16 protein-coding genes and 2 pseudogenes are annotated in these 15,905 nt (G+C 71.1%); 6 read left to right on the top strand and 12 right to left on the bottom strand.

Annotated elements, in window-relative coordinates; genetic code table 11:
- Positions 1–152 precede the first annotated feature (152 nt).
- A complete protein-coding gene (locus JL475_RS30960; RefSeq protein WP_202281319.1) occupies positions 153–950 on the top strand; it encodes a hypothetical protein in 798 nt (265 codons plus the stop codon).
- A 27-nt stretch (positions 951–977) separates the two neighbouring features.
- Here JL475_RS30960 and JL475_RS30955 read toward each other — a convergent pair whose 3' ends face one another.
- A complete protein-coding gene (locus tag JL475_RS30955) occupies positions 978–1,445 on the bottom strand; it encodes a MarR family winged helix-turn-helix transcriptional regulator (RefSeq protein WP_237408758.1) in 468 nt (155 codons plus the stop codon).
- Between the two features lie 90 nt (positions 1,446–1,535).
- Here JL475_RS30955 and JL475_RS30950 point away from each other — a divergent pair, with 90 nt between their 5' ends.
- Together JL475_RS30950 and JL475_RS30945 are read left to right on the top strand one after the other, a co-directional pair.
- Positions 1,536–2,558 carry an NADP-dependent oxidoreductase gene (locus JL475_RS30950; protein ID WP_202281317.1) on the top strand — a complete coding sequence of 341 codons (1,023 nt, stop codon included), beginning with the start codon at positions 1,536–1,538 and terminating at the stop codon, positions 2,556–2,558.
- A gap of 48 nt (positions 2,559–2,606) precedes the next feature.
- Positions 2,607–3,395 carry an EI24 domain-containing protein gene (locus JL475_RS30945; RefSeq protein ID WP_202281316.1) on the top strand — a complete coding sequence of 263 codons (789 nt, stop codon included), beginning with the start codon at positions 2,607–2,609 and terminating at the stop codon, positions 3,393–3,395.
- Positions 3,396–3,653: 258 nt separating this feature from the next.
- Here the strand turns inward: JL475_RS30945 and JL475_RS30940 are convergent, their stop codons facing one another.
- Positions 3,654–4,631 carry an aldose epimerase family protein gene (locus tag JL475_RS30940; RefSeq protein WP_202281315.1) on the bottom strand — a complete coding sequence of 326 codons (978 nt, stop codon included), beginning with the start codon at positions 4,629–4,631 and terminating at the stop codon, positions 3,654–3,656.
- 15 nt (positions 4,632–4,646) lie between these two features.
- Positions 4,647–5,579, bottom strand: coding sequence for an SGNH/GDSL hydrolase family protein (locus tag JL475_RS30935; protein ID WP_202281314.1), 933 nt, complete (start codon positions 5,577–5,579; stop codon positions 4,647–4,649).
- A 293-nt stretch (positions 5,580–5,872) separates the two neighbouring features.
- On the opposite strand from JL475_RS30935, the gene JL475_RS30930 reads away from it, so the two are divergent.
- On the top strand, positions 5,873–6,367 hold the full coding sequence (locus JL475_RS30930; protein WP_109381402.1) for a DUF3145 domain-containing protein: 495 nt from the start codon (positions 5,873–5,875) through the stop codon (positions 6,365–6,367).
- Positions 6,368–6,467: 100 nt separating this feature from the next.
- Here the strand turns inward: JL475_RS30930 and JL475_RS30925 are convergent, their stop codons facing one another.
- The 5 genes from JL475_RS30925 to fasR form a co-directional block, all read right to left on the bottom strand.
- Positions 6,468–7,739 (bottom strand): beta-ketoacyl synthase, encoded by a 1,272-nt coding sequence (locus tag JL475_RS30925; RefSeq protein ID WP_202281313.1) that lies wholly within the window; start codon positions 7,737–7,739, stop codon positions 6,468–6,470.
- A 113-nt stretch (positions 7,740–7,852) separates the two neighbouring features.
- Positions 7,853–8,101 carry an acyl carrier protein gene (locus tag JL475_RS30920; RefSeq protein WP_004988657.1) on the bottom strand — a complete coding sequence of 83 codons (249 nt, stop codon included), beginning with the start codon at positions 8,099–8,101 and terminating at the stop codon, positions 7,853–7,855.
- Positions 8,102–8,203: 102 nt separating this feature from the next.
- A complete protein-coding gene (locus tag JL475_RS30915) occupies positions 8,204–9,205 on the bottom strand; it encodes a ketoacyl-ACP synthase III (protein WP_202281312.1) in 1,002 nt (333 codons plus the stop codon).
- 22 nt (positions 9,206–9,227) lie between these two features.
- Positions 9,228–10,148 carry an ACP S-malonyltransferase gene (locus JL475_RS30910; RefSeq protein WP_202281311.1) on the bottom strand — a complete coding sequence of 307 codons (921 nt, stop codon included), beginning with the start codon at positions 10,146–10,148 and terminating at the stop codon, positions 9,228–9,230.
- An 89-nt stretch (positions 10,149–10,237) separates the two neighbouring features.
- On the bottom strand, positions 10,238–11,443 hold the full coding sequence (fasR, locus tag JL475_RS30905) for a fatty acid biosynthesis transcriptional regulator FasR (protein WP_202281310.1): 1,206 nt from the start codon (positions 11,441–11,443) through the stop codon (positions 10,238–10,240).
- 74 nt (positions 11,444–11,517) lie between these two features.
- On the opposite strand from fasR, the gene JL475_RS30900 reads away from it, so the two are divergent.
- Entirely contained in the window at positions 11,518–12,174 is a 657-nt protein-coding gene (locus JL475_RS30900; RefSeq protein ID WP_202281321.1) for a pirin family protein, read from the top strand.
- A gap of 501 nt (positions 12,175–12,675) precedes the next feature.
- Here the strand turns inward: JL475_RS30900 and JL475_RS40455 are convergent.
- Positions 12,676–12,777 (bottom strand): annotated as a pseudogene (locus JL475_RS40455) (IS630 family transposase); the annotation flags it as partial.
- 31 nt (positions 12,778–12,808) lie between these two features.
- On the opposite strand from JL475_RS40455, the gene JL475_RS30895 reads away from it, so the two are divergent.
- On the top strand, positions 12,809–13,048 hold the full coding sequence (locus JL475_RS30895) for a hypothetical protein (RefSeq protein WP_202281309.1): 240 nt from the start codon (positions 12,809–12,811) through the stop codon (positions 13,046–13,048).
- Positions 13,049–13,230: 182 nt separating this feature from the next.
- Here the strand turns inward: JL475_RS30895 and JL475_RS30890 are convergent, their stop codons facing one another.
- The 3 genes and pseudogenes from JL475_RS30890 to JL475_RS30880 all read right to left on the bottom strand — a co-directional run.
- A complete protein-coding gene (locus JL475_RS30890) occupies positions 13,231–15,078 on the bottom strand; it encodes a hypothetical protein (protein WP_202281308.1) in 1,848 nt (615 codons plus the stop codon).
- 64 nt (positions 15,079–15,142) lie between these two features.
- Positions 15,143–15,358, bottom strand: coding sequence for a DUF397 domain-containing protein (locus JL475_RS30885; RefSeq protein WP_202281307.1), 216 nt, complete (start codon positions 15,356–15,358; stop codon positions 15,143–15,145).
- Positions 15,318–15,884: pseudogene (locus tag JL475_RS30880) on the bottom strand (DUF5753 domain-containing protein); the annotation flags it as partial. The pseudogene JL475_RS30880 and the gene JL475_RS30885, both read right to left, overlap by 41 nt.
- Positions 15,885–15,905: the final 21 nt, after the last annotated feature.

The following is a 15,905-nucleotide window of genomic DNA, read 5'->3' as shown; positions in this document are numbered from 1 at the left end:
GTCCGGCATCGAGTCACCATCCCGCCGCCCGGCATCATCACGCACCGCAACCGTCACGTTGCCGAGAAGACCTCATTGGGCGAAGGTCCCTACCAAACCTTCACACCGTGCTCTATCGACCGGGCGTGAGCGGAACCTAGTCTTCCCGCGTCATGGACTATTGCCACCCGTGCCGACGGCACCTCAACGGCGCCCTCGCCTGCCCGGGGTGCGGCACCCCTGTCGAGGCCCTCCGCGCCCACCCGGAGGACTCCGCCGCCCCGCAGGCGGCGTACGAGGAGGACGTGCCGGAGCCGGAACCAGGGCCGGAACCGGAACCGGAGCCGACGCCGCACGCGGAGCCGGAACCCGCCGAAGGCGCGCGGCGGCCGGCTGCCGGAGCCGACGACCCCACGGGTCCGGAGACGGACGACGAGGGGCCTGCGGCAGGGGCGAGCCGCCGGGACCGCAAGGCCGCGGCGCACCGCAGGCGGCGGCGCAGGTCGCTGCTGATCGCGGTGGGATTCGTCCTGGCCGCAGGCGCGTTGAGCCTCGCGGAGCTGGGGATGGAGGCGCCGGGATCGAAGCCCGAGCCGGCGGCGGCCGGTGACGAGACGTCGGCCGGCGGATCGGCGAAGACCGAGTCGGGGCCACCGCCCGGTGGAGCCCCGGGTGCGGGCGCGCCCGTGAACTCCCCGTCCCCCAGCGCTTCCGGCTCACCGTCGGCCTCGAAGTCGCCGACGGACGAGGAGTCGGCGGAGGCGGAGGAGGAGACGGCGGAGCCTGAAAAGGCCGCCGGTTCGGTGCCCGCGGACACGTCACCGGCCGACCCGACCGCCGCGCCGCCGCAGTCCCCGCAGCAGCCGGACGTCCCGGAGCCCGACCCGACCACCGCGGAGCCCGAACCCGAACCGGAACCGGAGCCCGAACCCTCGGAAACGTGCGACCGCTTCCTGTGGTGGTGCACCTGACGGGCGCGGGCCCGGTGGAGTTGTCGTCTACGCCTCGGGTGCGCCGGTGTCCCGGCCGGCGTCCAGCATCGTCCGCAGCGTGTCCCGCAGAGCCAGGCGTTCCTGTTCCGTGAGGGCGGCCAGGGGCTCGCGGGCGAAGCGCAGTGACTCCCGCATGCTGCGGGCCACCCTGCGCCCCTCAGCCGTCGCCGCCGCCAGCTTCACCCGGCGGTCGGCCGGGTCCGGGCGGCGCTCCGCCAGCCCGCGCGACTCCAGACGGTCGACGATGCCGGTGACGTTCGACGGCTCGCACTTCAGACGGTGGGCGAGCTTCCGCATCGGCAGGGGCTCCAGGGAGAGCAGGCTCAGCAGCCGGGCCTGCGCGCCGGTGAGCGCGTGGCCGGCTGCAGCCTCCTCGTACTCCTCGTGGTAGCGGGCCACGACCGAACCGATGAGTTCGACGACCTCCAGAGTCAGGGCGTCGGGGCGGCTGGGGGAACTGGATGCGGCGGCCATGCCCCCAGGGTACCCACATGCTTGACATCCTGAAATATTCAGCGGCATGGTTGTTTCAGGTACTGAAACACCTCGAGGAGGCCCCACCCCATGTCCGACACCCCCACGCTCCCCACCACCGGCCGCGAGTGGCGGCTGCTCAGCCGGCCCGTCGGATGGCCGAAGCCCGAGGACTTCGCCCTGGCCGAGGCCGAGGTCCCGGCACCCGGTGCGGGCCGGGTGCTGGTGCGGAACAAGTACCTCTCCGTAGATCCGTACATGAGGGGAAGGATGTCGGCCGCCAAGTCCTATGTGGCGCCGTACGAGCTGGGCAAGGTCATGCAGGGCGGTGCCGTCGGCGAGGTCGTCGCCTCGGAGGCCGAGGGGATCGCCGTCGGCGACCACGTCCTGCACTTCTTCGGCTGGCGCGAGTACGCCGTCGTGGCCGCGGAGAACGCGGTCAAGGTGGACCCCGACGCCGCGCCGCTGTCGGCGTACCTGGGCGTGCTGGGGATGACCGGGCTCACCGCCTACGCGGGCCTGCTGCGCACCGCCGCCTTCAAGGAGGGCGACCGCGTCTTCGTGTCCGGCGCCGCGGGCGCCGTCGGCAGCCAGGTCGGGCAGATCGCGAAGCTCAAGGGCGCCTCCCGGGTCGTCGGCTCCGCCGGATCCGACGAGAAGGTCAAGCTGCTCGTCGAGGAGTACGGTTTCGACGCCGCCTTCAACTACAGGAACGGCCCCGTGAGCGAGCAGCTGCGCGCCGCCGCCCCGGACGGGATCGACGTCTACTTCGACAACGTGGGCGGCGACCACCTGGAGGCGGCGATCGGGTCGCTCGACCGGGGCGGCCGGATCGCCGTCTGCGGGATGATCTCCGTCTACAACAACACCGAGCCCGCGCCCGGTCCGAGGAACCTCGCCCGGCTCATCCAGACCCGCGGCCGCATCGAGGGCTTCCTGGTCAACGACCACCACGACCTCCAGCCGCAGTTCGTCCGGGAGGTCGGCGCCTGGGTGCGGTCCGGCGAGCTCAAGTACCGGGAGACCGTCGTCGAGGGCATCGAGAACAACCTCGAGGCGTTCCTCGGGGTGCTGCGCGGCGACAACACCGGGAAGATGATCGTCAAGCTCTGACGGCGACCGGCCCACGACGCGCCGTCGAGGGGCCCCTATAGTGCCCTCATGCGCGATCTTGGGGTGGGATTCCGGTATCTCCTGAAGGGCCAGCGTTGGGTGGCCCGGCACGGCAAGCAGTACGGCTTCGGCCTGGTGCCGGGACTGATCACACTGGTGCTGTACGCGGCGGCACTGGTGGCGCTGGCCCTGTGGGGAGCCGATTTCGTCGGCTGGGCGACACCGTTCGCCGACGACTGGTCCAGTCCCTGGCTCGGCCTGTTCCGCGGGTTCCTCACCGTCGTCCTGTTCGCGCTCGGACTGCTGCTGTCCGCCCTCACCTTCACCGCGGTGACACTGCTCATCGGCCAGCCCTTCTACGAGAGCCTCTCCGAGAAGGTCGACCGGGACGTCTCGCCCGACGGCACCGCCCCCGAGTCCGGGCTGACGCTGGGGCGGGAGCTGTGGATATCCGGCCGGGACAGCCTCCGCATCGTCGTACGCGCCCTCGTCTGGGCGGTGCTGCTCTTCGCCCTCGGGTTCATCCCCTTCCTCGGGCAGACCGTCGTACCGGTGATCGGCTTCATGGTCACCGGGTTCTTCCTCACCGAGGAGCTGACGGCGGTGGCCCTCCAGCGCCGCGAGGTCGAACTGCGGGAGCGGCTCGCCCTGCTGAGGGCCCGCAAGGCCCTGGTCTGGGGCTTCGGAACACCGCTCGGGCTGGCCTTCCTCGTCCCGTTCGTCGCGGTGTTCCTGATGCCGGGCGCGGTCGCCGGCGCCACCCTCATGGCACGGGACCTGCTCGGCGAGGAGACCGCCGAGGACGGCGCCGGCGAGCCCGTGGCGCCGGCGCACTGAGGCCGCCGCCGAGGCCGTCGACGAACCGCACCGGCGTGCTGTCAGGATCCGGCACGAAGTGACCACATGGTGTCCCTTTGTGAAGGGTTCGTACGAATTCCAGGCCGAATGCTCGATCACGGACCGCGGGGCCGGCGCAGCGATTAACGTCTGATGCGGGGTATCACCCGTCGACCGGGGGTAGTCCTCGTATGAGCAGCCCCGGCCCGGGACCCTGACCCCGGACCGGGGCTCATGCCCGCCGCCCCGGGGCCGGACCTACCGCACGGAGAAGCCGTACACCGTCTCCGAGCGGAACACCTCGCCCGGCCGCAGGACCGTGCTCGGGAAGTCGGGCCGGTTCGGGGAGTCGGGGAAGTGCTGGGTCTCCAGTGCGACGCCGGCTCCGGGGGCGAAGGGCTTCCCGATGAGGTCGGCGGTGTAGAGCTGCATCCCGGGCTCGGTGGTCGCCACCGTCAGCACCCGCCCGGACGACGGGTCGTACAGCTCGGCGACCTCCACCGGCGTCGGCGTCACCCCCTTGTCGAGCACGAGGTTGTGGTCGTACCCGGTGCCCGTCCTGCGCCCCTCGCGGAAGTCGAAGCGGGTGCCGGTGACGTCCCGGAGGCCGCCGGTCGGGATCAGATCCGCGTCGACCGGGGTGAACCGGGAGGCGGCGCACCGCAGTTCGTGCCCGGCCGCGCTGCCGGCACCGGCACCGGTCAGGTTCCAGTACGAGTGGTTCGTCGGGTTGAGCACCGTCGGCGCGTCCGTCACCGCCTCGTACACGATCCCCAGCGCGCCCCGCTCGTCCAGCGTGTACGTCACCGACATCTCCAGGCGGCCCGGGAAGCCCTCCTCGCCGTCCGCGGAGACCCGGCTGAGGCGCAGCCCGTGCGGTACGGGCGTCACGTCCCACACCCGCTTGTCGAAGCCCCGCTCACCGCCGTGCAGCGAGTTCGGCCCGTTGTTCGGGGCGAGCGTGTGGACGCGCCCGTCCAGCGGGAAGCGGGCACCCGCGATCCGGTTGGCGTAGCGCCCGATCAGGGCGCCCAAGTAGGGCTCCGGACGGGCGACATAGCCGTCCAGGTCGGAAAAGCCCAGCACCACGTTCCCGGGCCGCCCCTCCCGGCCCGGTACCTCCACGGCCTGCACGATCCCGCCGTACGACAGCATCCGCACCCGTGTGCCGGCCCGTTCCAGGGTCCAGCGGTGCACCGGGGTGCCGTCGGAAAGTGTGCCGAAGAGTTCGTTCATGTGCGGAACGATAGGTCACGGCTGCTTCGCCGTGACCGTGCGGTAGGCGATCTCCGCCAGTCTGGCCTGACCGTCGACGCTCGGGTGGAACCAGTCCCAGCGGCTCAACTGCGCGGTGCCGAACTCGTACTCGTACACCGCGCCGCCGTCGAAGCGGCACCGGAGGTCCTCGGCGCAGACCTCCTCCAGCACCTCGTTGTAGTCCTCCACCCGGTTTCGCACCGTCTCGCGCCGCTCCGTCGCCGCCGCGTCCAGCACATCCGGGTCGGCCAGCATCGACGGACAGATGCCGAGCTTCCACACCTGCTTGCCCAGCTCGTCGGTCCGGCCCTGCGACCACAGCCGCTTGAGGTCCGGCACACTCGCCACATACACCTGGGCCTTGGGCAGTGCCTTGCGCAGGGTGTGCATCGCGTCCTCGAAGTCCGCGCGGAAGTCGGCCACCGGCGTCATCGCCGACGTCGTGGCCCGGCAGGCGTCGTTGGCCCCGGCCATCACCGCCACCAGCTGCGGATCGCGCCGCACCGCCCGGGCCATCTGGCCGGGCAGATCCGCCATCCGCGCCCCGGTGACCGCGTAGTTCCAGCTCCGCTCGGCCGCCCCGGCCGGCCCCAGCAGCCGCACCGCGAGACTGTCGACCCGCTCACTGCTGCCCGTGGCCCACGACACCTCGGGACAGTCCGTCAGCACCGCGCACGCGTCGAAGCCGCGGGTGATGGAATCGCCCACGGCGGCCACGGACGTGGGACTGGTGTCCCAGACGGGTGTGGGGGAGGGGGACGGCGCGGTCTTCTCCGCCGGGCCGGCGGACGGAGCGGACGCGTCACCGCCGACGGCGTCGCAGCCGGCGACACCCAGCACGCCCCCCAACACGGCCGCCGCCACGGCCGGCACGGCCCGCGAGCGGACACCCCGCCCGATCCGTGCCCGCCGTGTCCGCTGCTCCATCCCGCCGCCTCCCCGCGCATCGTGGTCACCGTCCCCCATGCATAACAACGCACGGGAGTTCCCGCCCGCTCGGACGGACCGGCTCACACCACCCGGGGCCCGCGGCCATTCGGGGCAGACGACCCGGGAAACTGTCGTCCTGCCGGGTGAATGGCGGAAGTTTCCGGGCACCAGGACGGACGGTACGTCACACTCCTTCCCCCGCCACACGGTAGCCTCGCCATCAACGTGGCTCGCCCGGCCACCCGCTGATCGGCCCGTTCCGTCCTGTCCCGCTCTGCCCGGAGGTTCCGGTGACGACACGTGGAGTCCTGTACGTGCACTCCGCGCCGCGTGCGCTGTGCCCACACGTCGAGTGGGCCGTCGCGGGGGTGCTCGGCGTGCGCGTCAGCCTGGACTGGACCCGCCAGCCCGCCGCGCCGGGCACCTGGCGCTCGGAGTTCTCCTGGAAGGGCCAGGCCGGCACCGCCTCCAAACTCGCCTCCGCGCTGCGCGGCTGGCAGCTGCTGCGCTTCGAGGTCACCTCGGAGCCCTGCCCCACCGCGGAGGGCGAGCGCTACAGCTGCACCCCCGACCTCGGCATCTTCCACGCCGTCACCGGCATGCACGGCGACATCATGATCCCCGAGGACCGGCTGCGCGCCGCCCTGGTCCGCTCCCAGCAGGGCGAGACCGACCTGGAGGCGGAGATCGCCAAGCTCCTCGGCAAACCCTGGGACGACGAACTGGAACCCTTCCGCTACGCGGGCGAGGGCGCCCCGGTCCGCTGGCTCCACCAGGTGGTCTGACCGGACCGCTCGCCGAGACCGGCCTCCTCACACACGCCGAAGGGCCCCACCTCGAAAGGTGGGGCCCTTCACACGTACGCCTCTGACGTACCGGCGCCGGTCAGACCGACCGGAACGCCAGCACCACGTTGTGCCCACCGAACCCGAACGAGTCGTTCAGCGCGGCGATACGACCCTCGGCGGGCAGCTTGCGCGCCTCGCCCCGGACGATGTCCGCGGCCGCCTCGGCCTCCGGGTCGATGGTGTCGACGTTGATGGTCGGCGGAGCCACCCGGTGGTACAGCGCGAGCACCGCCGCCACCGACTCCACGCCGCCGGCGCCACCGAGCAGGTGCCCGGTCATCGACTTGGTCGCGGAGACCGCCATGTGGTCGACGTCGTCGCCGAAGACCTTGCGCAGCGCCTTCAGCTCGGCCACGTCACCGGCCGGGGTCGAGGTGGCGTGCGCGTTGACGTGCACGATCTCGGCCGGGTCCAGGTCGGTGTTGTCCAGCAGGTTCTGCAGGGCGTGCGAGATGCCGCGGCCCTCCGGCTCCGGCTGCACGATGTCGTGGCCGTCGGCCGAGATGCCCTGGCCGACCGCCTCCGCGTAGACGCGGGCGCCGCGCGCGGCGGCGTGCTCGGCGGACTCCAGGACGACGACGCCCGCGCCCTCGCCGAGGACGAAACCGTCCCGGGCGACGTCGTAGGGACGCGAGGCGCCCTCGGGGTCGTCGTTGTTCTTGGACATCGCCATCATGTTGCCGAACGCGGCGATGGGCAGCGGGTGGATCGCCGCCTCGGTGCCCCCCGCGACGACGACGTCGGCGCGGCCGGAGCGGATCATCTCGATGGCGTAGCCGATGGCCTCCGCGCCCGAGGCGCACGCCGAGACGGGGGTGTGCACGCCCGCCTGGGCGCCCACGAGCAGGCCCACGTTGGCCGACGGGCCGTTCGGCATCAGCATGGGGACGGTGTGCGGGGAGACGCGGCGGACGCCCTTCTCCTTCAGCACGTCGTACTGGTCCAGCAGGGTCGTCACGCCGCCGATGCCGGAGGCGATGACCGTGCCGAGCCGCTCCGGGGCGACGTTCGGGTCCTCGCCCGCCTTGCCCTCGAAGCCGGCGTCAGCCCACGCCTCCTTGGCCGCCACCAGCGCGAACTGCGCCGAGCGGTCCAGGCGGCGGGCCTGCGGACGGGGAATGGTCTCGGTGGGCTCCACGGCCACGGGAGCCGCGATACGGACCGCCTGGTCGGCGGCCCACTCCTGGTCCAGGGCCTTGACCCCGGAACGGCCGGCGAGCAGGCCCTCCCAGGTAGAGGCCGCGTCGCCACCCAGCGGTGTGGTTGCGCCGATACCGGTGACGACCACGGTGCGATTGGTCGAGCTCATCGGAATTCTTTCTCCAACGGATACGAGGATTCGTACGGCGCCACCGCCGGGTGGCGGGGCCGGGGCCCCGGCCCCCGGGCCTCCCCTCGGGACGGGGGAAGGCCCGGCAGTGCTCAGGCCTGGTGCTTGAGGATGTACTCGGTCGCGTCGCCGACGGTCTTGAGGTTCTTGACGTCGTCGTCCGGGATCTTGACGTCGAAGCGCTCTTCGGCGGCGACGACGACCTCGACCATGGACAGCGAGTCGACGTCCAGGTCGTCGGTGAAGGACTTGTCCAGCTGGACGTCCTCAACCGGGATGCCGGCGATCTCGTTCACGATCTCCGCGAGACCGGCGACGATCTCTTCCTGAGTGGCGGCCATGATGGCGCTCCTTCGCTGTGATTCCAGAGGGTGTGGCGCCCGCCGCGTCAACGGCGGGTACTGCGGTTCCCGTGCCGGATCCGATGATCCGGCACGGAGTGCCTAGGGGAGGGTAACGACCGTAGCGGCGTAGACGAGACCCGCCCCGAAGCCGATGACGAGCGCGGTGTCGCCGCTCTTCGCCTCGCCGGTCGCCAGAAGCCGCTCCATCGCGAGCGGAATCGAGGCGGCCGAGGTGTTGCCGGTGGTGCGGATGTCACGGGCGACCGTGACGTGCTCCGGCAGTTTCAGGGTCTTCACCATCGAGTCGATGATCCGCACATTGGCCTGGTGCGGGATGAAGACGTCCAGATCGTCCGGCGAAAGCCCGGCGGCTTCCAGCGCCTCCTTGGCGACCTTCGCCATCTCGAACACGGCCCAGCGGAACACCGCCTGGCCTTCCTGCGTGATCGCGGGGAACTTCTCGACCTCGCCGTCGCGGTAGTCCGTCCACGGCACGGTCTGCTTGATGACCTCGGACTTGTCGCCCTCCGAGCCCCAGACCGTCGGGCCGATCGCGGGCTCCTGGGACGGGCCGACGACGACCGCGCCCGCGCCGTCACCGAACAGGAAGGCGGTGGCCCGGTCCTCCAGATCGGTCAGATCGCTCAGCCGCTCCACGCCGATGACCAGCACGTACTCGGCCGAGCCCTCCACGACCATGCCCTTGGCCAGCGTCAGGCCGTAACCGAAGCCCGCGCAGCCCGCCGAGATGTCGAAGGCGGCGGCCTGGTCCGTGCCCAGCTTGTCGGCGATCTCGGTCGCGACGGCCGGGGTCTGACTGAAGTGCGACACGGTCGCCACGACCACGGCGCCGATCTGCCCGGCGTCGATCCCGGCGGCCGCGATCGCCTTGCCGGACGCCTCGACCGACATCGCCGCGACCGTCTCCTCCGGCGACGCCCAGTGCCGCGTCTCGATGCCGGAACGCGAGCGGATCCACTCGTCGGACGAGTCGATCGTCTCGAGGATCACCTCGTTCGGCACGACCCGGGTGGGCCGGTAGCCGCCCACACCCAGGATGCGCGCGTACGGGGCGCCCTTACCGGGCTTGATCTTCGCCATGCGGAATCTGCTCCTAAGGGCGTCAGGCGTGCTCTGCGACGAGCTCGCGGGCGGCGTCGAGGTCTGCGGGGGTCTTCAGCGCCAGCGTCTTGACGCCGGGCAGCGCACGCTTGGCGAGACCGGTCAGGGTTCCCCCGGGGCACACCTCGATCAGCGCGGTCACCCCGAGCTCCTTGAACGTCTCCATGCACAGGTCCCAGCGGACCGGGTTCGCGACCTGGCCGACCAGGCGCTGAAGCACCTCACCGCCGGTCGCGACCGTCGCGCCGTCCTTGTTCGACACATAGGTGACCTTCGGATCGCCCGGAGCCAGGTCCTCGGCGGCCTTGGCCAGCGTGTCGACCGCGGGACCCATGTGGTGCGTGTGGAACGCGCCGGCGACCTTGAGCGGGACGACCCGGCGCACACCCTCGGGCTTGTCCGCCTCCAGCGCGGCCAGCTGCTCCTTGGTGCCGGCCGCCACGATCTGGCCCGCGCCGTTGATGTTCGCCGGGGTCAGCCCCAGCTTCTCCAGATGCGCCACGGTGACGTCCGGGTCGCCGCCGAGCAGCGCCGCCATACCGGTCTCGGTGATCGCGGCGGCGTCGGCCATGGCCAGACCCCGCTTGCGGACCAGGCTCAGCGCGGCGGAGTCGTCGAGGACACCCGCGAACGCGGCGGCGGTGATCTCACCGACACTGTGGCCGGCCACCGCGCCGGGCGCGATGTCCGCGATGTCACCGAGTGCCGAGGTGGACAGCAGCCCGGCCGCGACCAGCAGCGGCTGGGCGACGGCCGTGTCACGGATGGCGTCCGCGTCGGCCTCGGTGCCGTAGTGGACGAGGTCGAGTCCGATGGCCTCGGACCAGGCGGCGACGCGGTCCGCGGCGCCGGGCAGGTCGAGCCATTCGGTCAGGAATCCGGGCGTCTGAGCGCCCTGGCCGGGAGCGACGAGTACGAGCACTCTCACACTCTCTCTTGACGACGGCCGAAGCCGCCCGTGGGGACAGGGACGAAGAACACGAGGGGGTTTTGTGGGACCCCGACAAGAGACTAGAACTGAGGATCACCGTCGACCAGACGCCCCAGGATCAGCGCGATCCTCAGCGTGAAGGCCGAGCGTACATCGGAGGGTGACCAACCGGTGACGTCCGTCACACGTCGGAGCCGGTAACGAACCGTATTCGGGTGAACGAACAGCATCCGGGCGGCCCCCTCCAGACTGCTCGCCTGCTCCAGATAGACGCTGAGCGTCTCCAGCAGCGCGGCCCCGGTTTCCTCCAGCGGTCTGTAGATCTCCTCCACCAACTGTTCACGGGCCGCGGGATCACCGGCGATCGCCCGCTCCGGCAGCAGATCGTCGGCCAGCACCGGGCGCGGTGCGTCCTGCCAGGCCGTACACGCCTTGAGGCCCGCCGCGGCGGCCTGCGCGGACCGGGTCGCCGCCAGCAGGTCCGGCACCACCGGCCCCGCCACCACCGGCCCCTGCGCATACGGGCCGATCAGCGACTTGGCCACCCCCAGCGGGTTGTCGCTGCCACCCGCGATCACCACCAGCCGGTCCCCGAGCACCCCCGTCAGCACCTGCAGCTTGGCGTGCCGGGCGGCCCGCCGGATCGCCTCCACGGTCAGCTCGGAGTCACCGTCGGGCGCGGTACCCAGCACCACGCACACGTGCTCCGGCGAGTTCCACCCGAGGGCGGCGGCCCGCGACACGGCACCCTCGTCGGCCTCGCCGCTGAGCACCGCGTTCACCACCAGCGACTCCAGCCGCGCGTCCCAGGCACCCCGTGCCTCGGCGGCCTGCGCGTACACCTGGGCGGTGGCGAAGGCGATCTCCCGCGCGTACACGAGGAGCGCCTCGCGCAGCACCGCCTCGTCGCCGGGCGCCGCCACCTCGTCGATGGCGGACTCCATGACCTCGATGGTGGTGCGCACCATCTCCACGGTCTGCCGCAGCGTGATGGCCCGGGTCAGCTCGCGCGGCGCGGTGCCGAAGACGTCGGTGGAGATGGCCTGCGGGGCGTCGGGGCGCCGGAACCACTCGGTGAAGGCGGCGATGCCCGCCTGCGCGACCAGCCCGATCCAGGAACGGTTCTCCGGGGGCATGGCCCGGTACCAGGGCAGCGTCTCGCCCATCCGCGTGATCGCCTGCGCCGCCAGGCTGCCGGACGACTTCTCCAGCCTCCTCAACGTCGCGGCATGCGCGTGGACGGGGTGTGCTGCGGCATCGTGGATACTGGCTTCGGGTTCGGGCACGTGGACAAGACTGCCTTATCCGGACGGGTGAACGGACCGCCGGGTCCGCGGGGCAGGTCTACGGTGGACCGGTGATGCACGTACGGCGCGCGCACGAGCGCTACCAGGGCGGCGATCCGGCGGCCGGGATCGAGACCCGGCACGCCTTCTCCTTCGGCCCCCACTACGACCCCGACCACCTCCGCTTCGGCCAGGTCATCGCCTGCAACGAGGAACACCTGGCCCCCGGCGCCGGCTTCGACGAGCATCCGCACAGCCACACCGAGATCGTCACCTGGGTCGTCTCCGGCGAGCTGACCCACCGCGACTCCACCGGCCGTGAGAGCGTGGTCCGCCCCGGCGACCTGCAACGCCTGAGCGCCGCCTCCGGCGTCCGCCACGTGGAACGCAACGCCGGCCCCGAGCCCCTGACCTTCCTCCAGATGTGGCTGGCCCCGCTGGAGCCCGGCGGCGACCCCTTCTACGAGATCGTCCACGGCCTCGCCGACTCCACCCCGTACGCCCTCCCGGAAGCGGGCGCCATGCTCCACGTCCGCCGCCTCGCGGCGGGCGAGCGAACCGCGATCCCGGACGCCGCATACGTGTACGCCCACGTCGTACGCGGCGAAGTGACCCTGAACGGCGAACACCTCACCCCGGGCGACGCGGCCCGCATCACCGACGCCAAGGACATCGAAGCGCTCGCGGAGACCGCGTCGGAGCTCCTGCTGTGGGAGATGTGGCCGGCGTGACCGCCCCGAGGCCCACCGAAGCGCAGAGAAAGTCACGCACCCTTCGAGGGTGAGCAGAGTCAGTCACACCCAGGCGTGACCTTCTCTGCGGAACCGCGTGATCATCTCCGTACGGATCCGACTGAACAGCTTGCTGTGCTCTCGTACGCAGAGCCTCGTGCCCTGGAGTCCCGACTCAGGCAGGACGCCGACCGACCTGGAGCCGATCTGGTCCCCAGAGGGCACCTCGGCCTCCGAGGTGCTGGGCCTGCCGGTGTGGTGTGGCTGAAAAGCGTGAGCAGTCGGCGGACAACTGTCACTTGGGCGCTCAAATGAGCGGGGTGTGGACAGTCGCGGCTGAAGTGCTCACGCTTTTCGAGTTCCTCCATGCCGCCGGCGGGTCCCGCTGATGGGGAGTGACGAATGCTGCGCGTCAGTTCGAAATCTCCTGCCGTCTATTGATCCGAAACTCGAAGAGTTCCATTCGAGGTCGCAGCGGACGTGCGGGCCGCCGAAGTGGCCTGTGAGCCGGTCGCCCGTGCGACTCACGATGGGGGTGCACCGCTTGGCGCTCCAGGTGCGGCCGGTGACCTGGTCGGAGCGGATGCCGACCTGGTCGGTGAATTGGGTGGCGAGGCGGGTGTAACCACCGTGCGTGATGCGCATGCCAACCGAATTGGCGATATGGCAAGTGGATGGTTGGTACGGGATGAATCAGGCCGATATGGCCGAACTCGCGGGACGTGCCTCTTCCGATGTGAGCGTGGGGAGGCTCGTGTTCTCCGGGGTCCTGTTCCCTGTGGGGCTCGTCATCGCTTGCAACATCGCACAGATGGTGGATCGGGTATTCCTGTTCCTGGTGGACGTGGTGCCCGGCCCTGTGGTGCGGGCATGAAGGCAGGGCCTCTCGGTAGCTCGGAGATGCGAACCAAACCGGAGCAGTACCGGGAGGCCCTGTTGCCCTTTGGAAAGTTCGGTGCCGGCAACACGGCACGTCGCGGGATTATCGCCGCGGTGGCGTTCCGGCCGCGGGATCGTCCTCGGCACCTCGCGCACGGCGGGGTGTCCGGTGCTCGTTCAGCCGAGGCGCGCTCCGTCGGGCCCGCAGGTGAACGCCTCGTCCGCCTCGCCCATGAGGTGGCGGAGGTAGTTCCGGTCCTCCGTCACCGTGGGACTGACCTTCCGCAAGCCGTGCAGGGGCCAGAACGCCCGGTTCTCGATCCACGGCACCACGGTGGGCTCCTCGTCGAGCCAGCCCCTCAGGTCGGCCGTGCCGACGGGATCGGGCAGCCCTCGGCGCGGCTTCTTCTCCGGGCCCGGGGAGTGCACCGCCAACACGGCCTCGGGTTGGGCGTCCGGCCCGGCGTGAGCGGGGAACAGGACCAGCACCGGCCGCCCGTCACAGGGATCGTGGACAAGGACGTACGGTCTCAGGGCGGGAACGGGGGCCCTGGCCGCCCGGACGAGCCTGCGGACGTCCGCCAGGCCGTGGGACGCGGCACGCCTTGTGCCCACGACCACCATGACACCGCCGACCACCACCGGAAGGATCACGGCGGCGCCCCCCTCATCGGTGAACCACCACAGGGACGACACGGTGAGCAGACAGGCAGCGCCCAGCAGCGCTTCCTCCAGGTGGGACAGTTTGCGCAAGGACCGGACCCGCCACCAGGGCACCGTGCGTATGTCGGCCTCGCGCCGACGGAGGGAGCCGGGCGACAGCGCGGGGGAACGCGGGGCCGGTTTCGCCCACGCTGCGTAGGAGAGGTCGGCGGACTCCTCGGTGAGGGGCGCCGACTGCGTGTTCGTTTCGGCCCTCGCACCGGTGGCCGGCCACGGACTGCCGGTCGTACGAAGTCCTCGGGCAGTGCGGAGCAGAACGGCGCGCCGCACCCACCGGACGACACCCCCGACTCCGGAGCCCACCAGGACCAGGAATCCGGTAAGGCCCAGCCCGGCCTCGAGAGCGGGCGCGGGAGAGCCGTCGAGATCGCTGTTGTAGAGATCCCCCTTCCACGGACCGTACGAGACGACGAAGCCGCTCTCCCAGTCCCGCAGGAGCGGGCTCCGGTCGGGGTCGCACTGGAACGGCCCCCGGCGCTCGCTCCCGCTCCACGGGTCCTCCCAGACCACGGTGCAGCGCCCCGACCTGTCCTCCTGGACCACGGTCAGATCCACCTGCGGATCCCGCTCCGCCGCCACGGCCCCGGCGATCCCCAGGCCCAGGAGCACCGAGCCCAGCAACGCGCCCCACCGGAAGAAGGGGCGGCGGCGGGCAGGCGCGGTGTCCGCCGTGCCCGTCACGGCCGGACCTGTCGCGGACGTCTGCACCTGTGGGGGCGCCGGGCGCTCCAGCAGCCCGGCGGAAACAGCCGCGCGCAGGTCTCCCTCCCGCCGGCGCCGCCGGGTCGGTCGCGTCCACACCAGCGTCCTGCCACCCGGCTGCGAGACGATTCCGCCCCAGGAAGGATCCCCGCACCACCAGAGCACACCGGAAGCCGGCGGCCACGACAGCGGGTGGCGCTGCTGAACGGCCACCACGGTCAGCGCCCACAGTTCGTCGGTGTCAGGCGCCCTCAGGACGAGCCGTGTCGGGCCGGTTCCCATCTTCGGCGCGACAGCGGGGCAGGCGATCCACGGTTTCCCGGACAGCAGCCCTTGCATGCGCCCCGCGATACGCAGGGCACCGGCTCCGAGGCCCGCCACGGCCAGCCCGCCACCCGCGGTGTACGGGGCCGGCCTGCTCAGCCAACCGACTTCCGCCACAGCGCCGACCACCGCGAGCACCACGGTGATCACCACGATGCCGAGCCCGATGAACAGCAGGTGCGAGGCATGCCGCCGGTACGCAGCCAGGACGTGACGAGTGGTCCCGAAGTCCACCGCCACCGCCGGGACCTCCGGGACCCGTACCTCGGACGTCACAACCACTCCCTGGAGAAGCGACCGCACAGCGTGGCGCTGTCCGGCCACGCTTCAGAAGGGATGTTCAGGCGCACCGTGTCGGCCGGCGCAGGCCGTCGACGAACGCCTGCCAGGCACCGGCGTCCACGGTGATGACCGGGCCGGACGGGTTCTTGCTGTCGCGCACCGGGACGGTACCGGCGAGGCAGCCGTCGGCCACCTCGACGCATTCGCCGCCAGTGCTTCCGCTGTAACTGGACTTACGCCACTGCACGTTCCTCGGACTGGGAGCGATCTTCATAGCGTTCCTCCATCACTCGCGCGATCAGTGCCGCTGAGTCCTCTACGGAGAGGGCCGCAGCCTGCAGGCGAGCGTAACGGAGGGAGGCTTCCCTGATGGTCTCCGGGTTGGCGGTCATATGACCGGATATGAGGTCCTCCGTGTAGATGATGTCCGGGTCGTCGTTGAAGCGCATGGTGGTGAACGCCCCGTCAAGGCTGGCGTGTTCACCCGTAGCGCTCGGGAGCACCTGTACGTGCACCCAGCGGTGACGCGTGAACTCCAACAGGTGGGCGAGTTGGCGCCGCATGACCTCGTGGCCACCGACCGGCCGGAGCAGTACCGCCTCGTCCAGAACCACCCAGGTGACAGGTGGCTGCTCCCGGTTCAGAATGCGCTGGCGCTCCATGCGAGCCGCTACCAGGCCATCCAGGTCGTCCGGTATTCCGGTGGCCAGTACAGCCCGTGCGTACTCCTTCGTCTGCAGTAGCCCGTACACCAACTGCGCTTGGTACGTGGAGAGGTATGCGGCCCTCGCCTCCATCTCAAGGGTTCGGGCCTGCTGGAG

Source organism: Streptomyces sp. M2CJ-2, assembly GCF_016757295.1.
Lineage (GTDB): Bacteria > Actinomycetota > Actinomycetes > Streptomycetales > Streptomycetaceae > Streptomyces.
Note: the sequence above shows the minus strand (reverse complement) of the source record. Positions and strands in the feature narration are given on the sequence as shown.

Excerpts from the sequence above, each read along its gene's own strand:
- JL475_RS30960 (WP_202281319.1), top strand. The coding sequence starts at position 153 with ATGGACTATTGCCACCCGTGCCGACGGCACCTCAACGGCGCCCTCGCC.
- JL475_RS30955 (WP_237408758.1), bottom strand. The coding sequence starts at position 1,445 with ATGGCCGCCGCATCCAGTTCCCCCAGCCGCCCCGACGCCCTGACTCTG.
- JL475_RS30950 (WP_202281317.1), top strand. The coding sequence starts at position 1,536 with ATGTCCGACACCCCCACGCTCCCCACCACCGGCCGCGAGTGGCGGCTG.
- JL475_RS30945 (WP_202281316.1), top strand. The coding sequence starts at position 2,607 with ATGCGCGATCTTGGGGTGGGATTCCGGTATCTCCTGAAGGGCCAGCGT.
- JL475_RS30940 (WP_202281315.1), bottom strand. The coding sequence starts at position 4,631 with ATGAACGAACTCTTCGGCACACTTTCCGACGGCACCCCGGTGCACCGC.
- JL475_RS30935 (WP_202281314.1), bottom strand. The coding sequence starts at position 5,579 with ATGGAGCAGCGGACACGGCGGGCACGGATCGGGCGGGGTGTCCGCTCG.
- JL475_RS30925 (WP_202281313.1), bottom strand. The coding sequence starts at position 7,739 with ATGAGCTCGACCAATCGCACCGTGGTCGTCACCGGTATCGGCGCAACC.
- JL475_RS30920 (WP_004988657.1), bottom strand. The coding sequence starts at position 8,101 with ATGGCCGCCACTCAGGAAGAGATCGTCGCCGGTCTCGCGGAGATCGTG.
- JL475_RS30915 (WP_202281312.1), bottom strand. The coding sequence starts at position 9,205 with ATGGCGAAGATCAAGCCCGGTAAGGGCGCCCCGTACGCGCGCATCCTG.
- JL475_RS30900 (WP_202281321.1), top strand. The coding sequence starts at position 11,518 with ATGCACGTACGGCGCGCGCACGAGCGCTACCAGGGCGGCGATCCGGCG.
- JL475_RS30885 (WP_202281307.1), bottom strand. The coding sequence starts at position 15,358 with ATGAAGATCGCTCCCAGTCCGAGGAACGTGCAGTGGCGTAAGTCCAGT.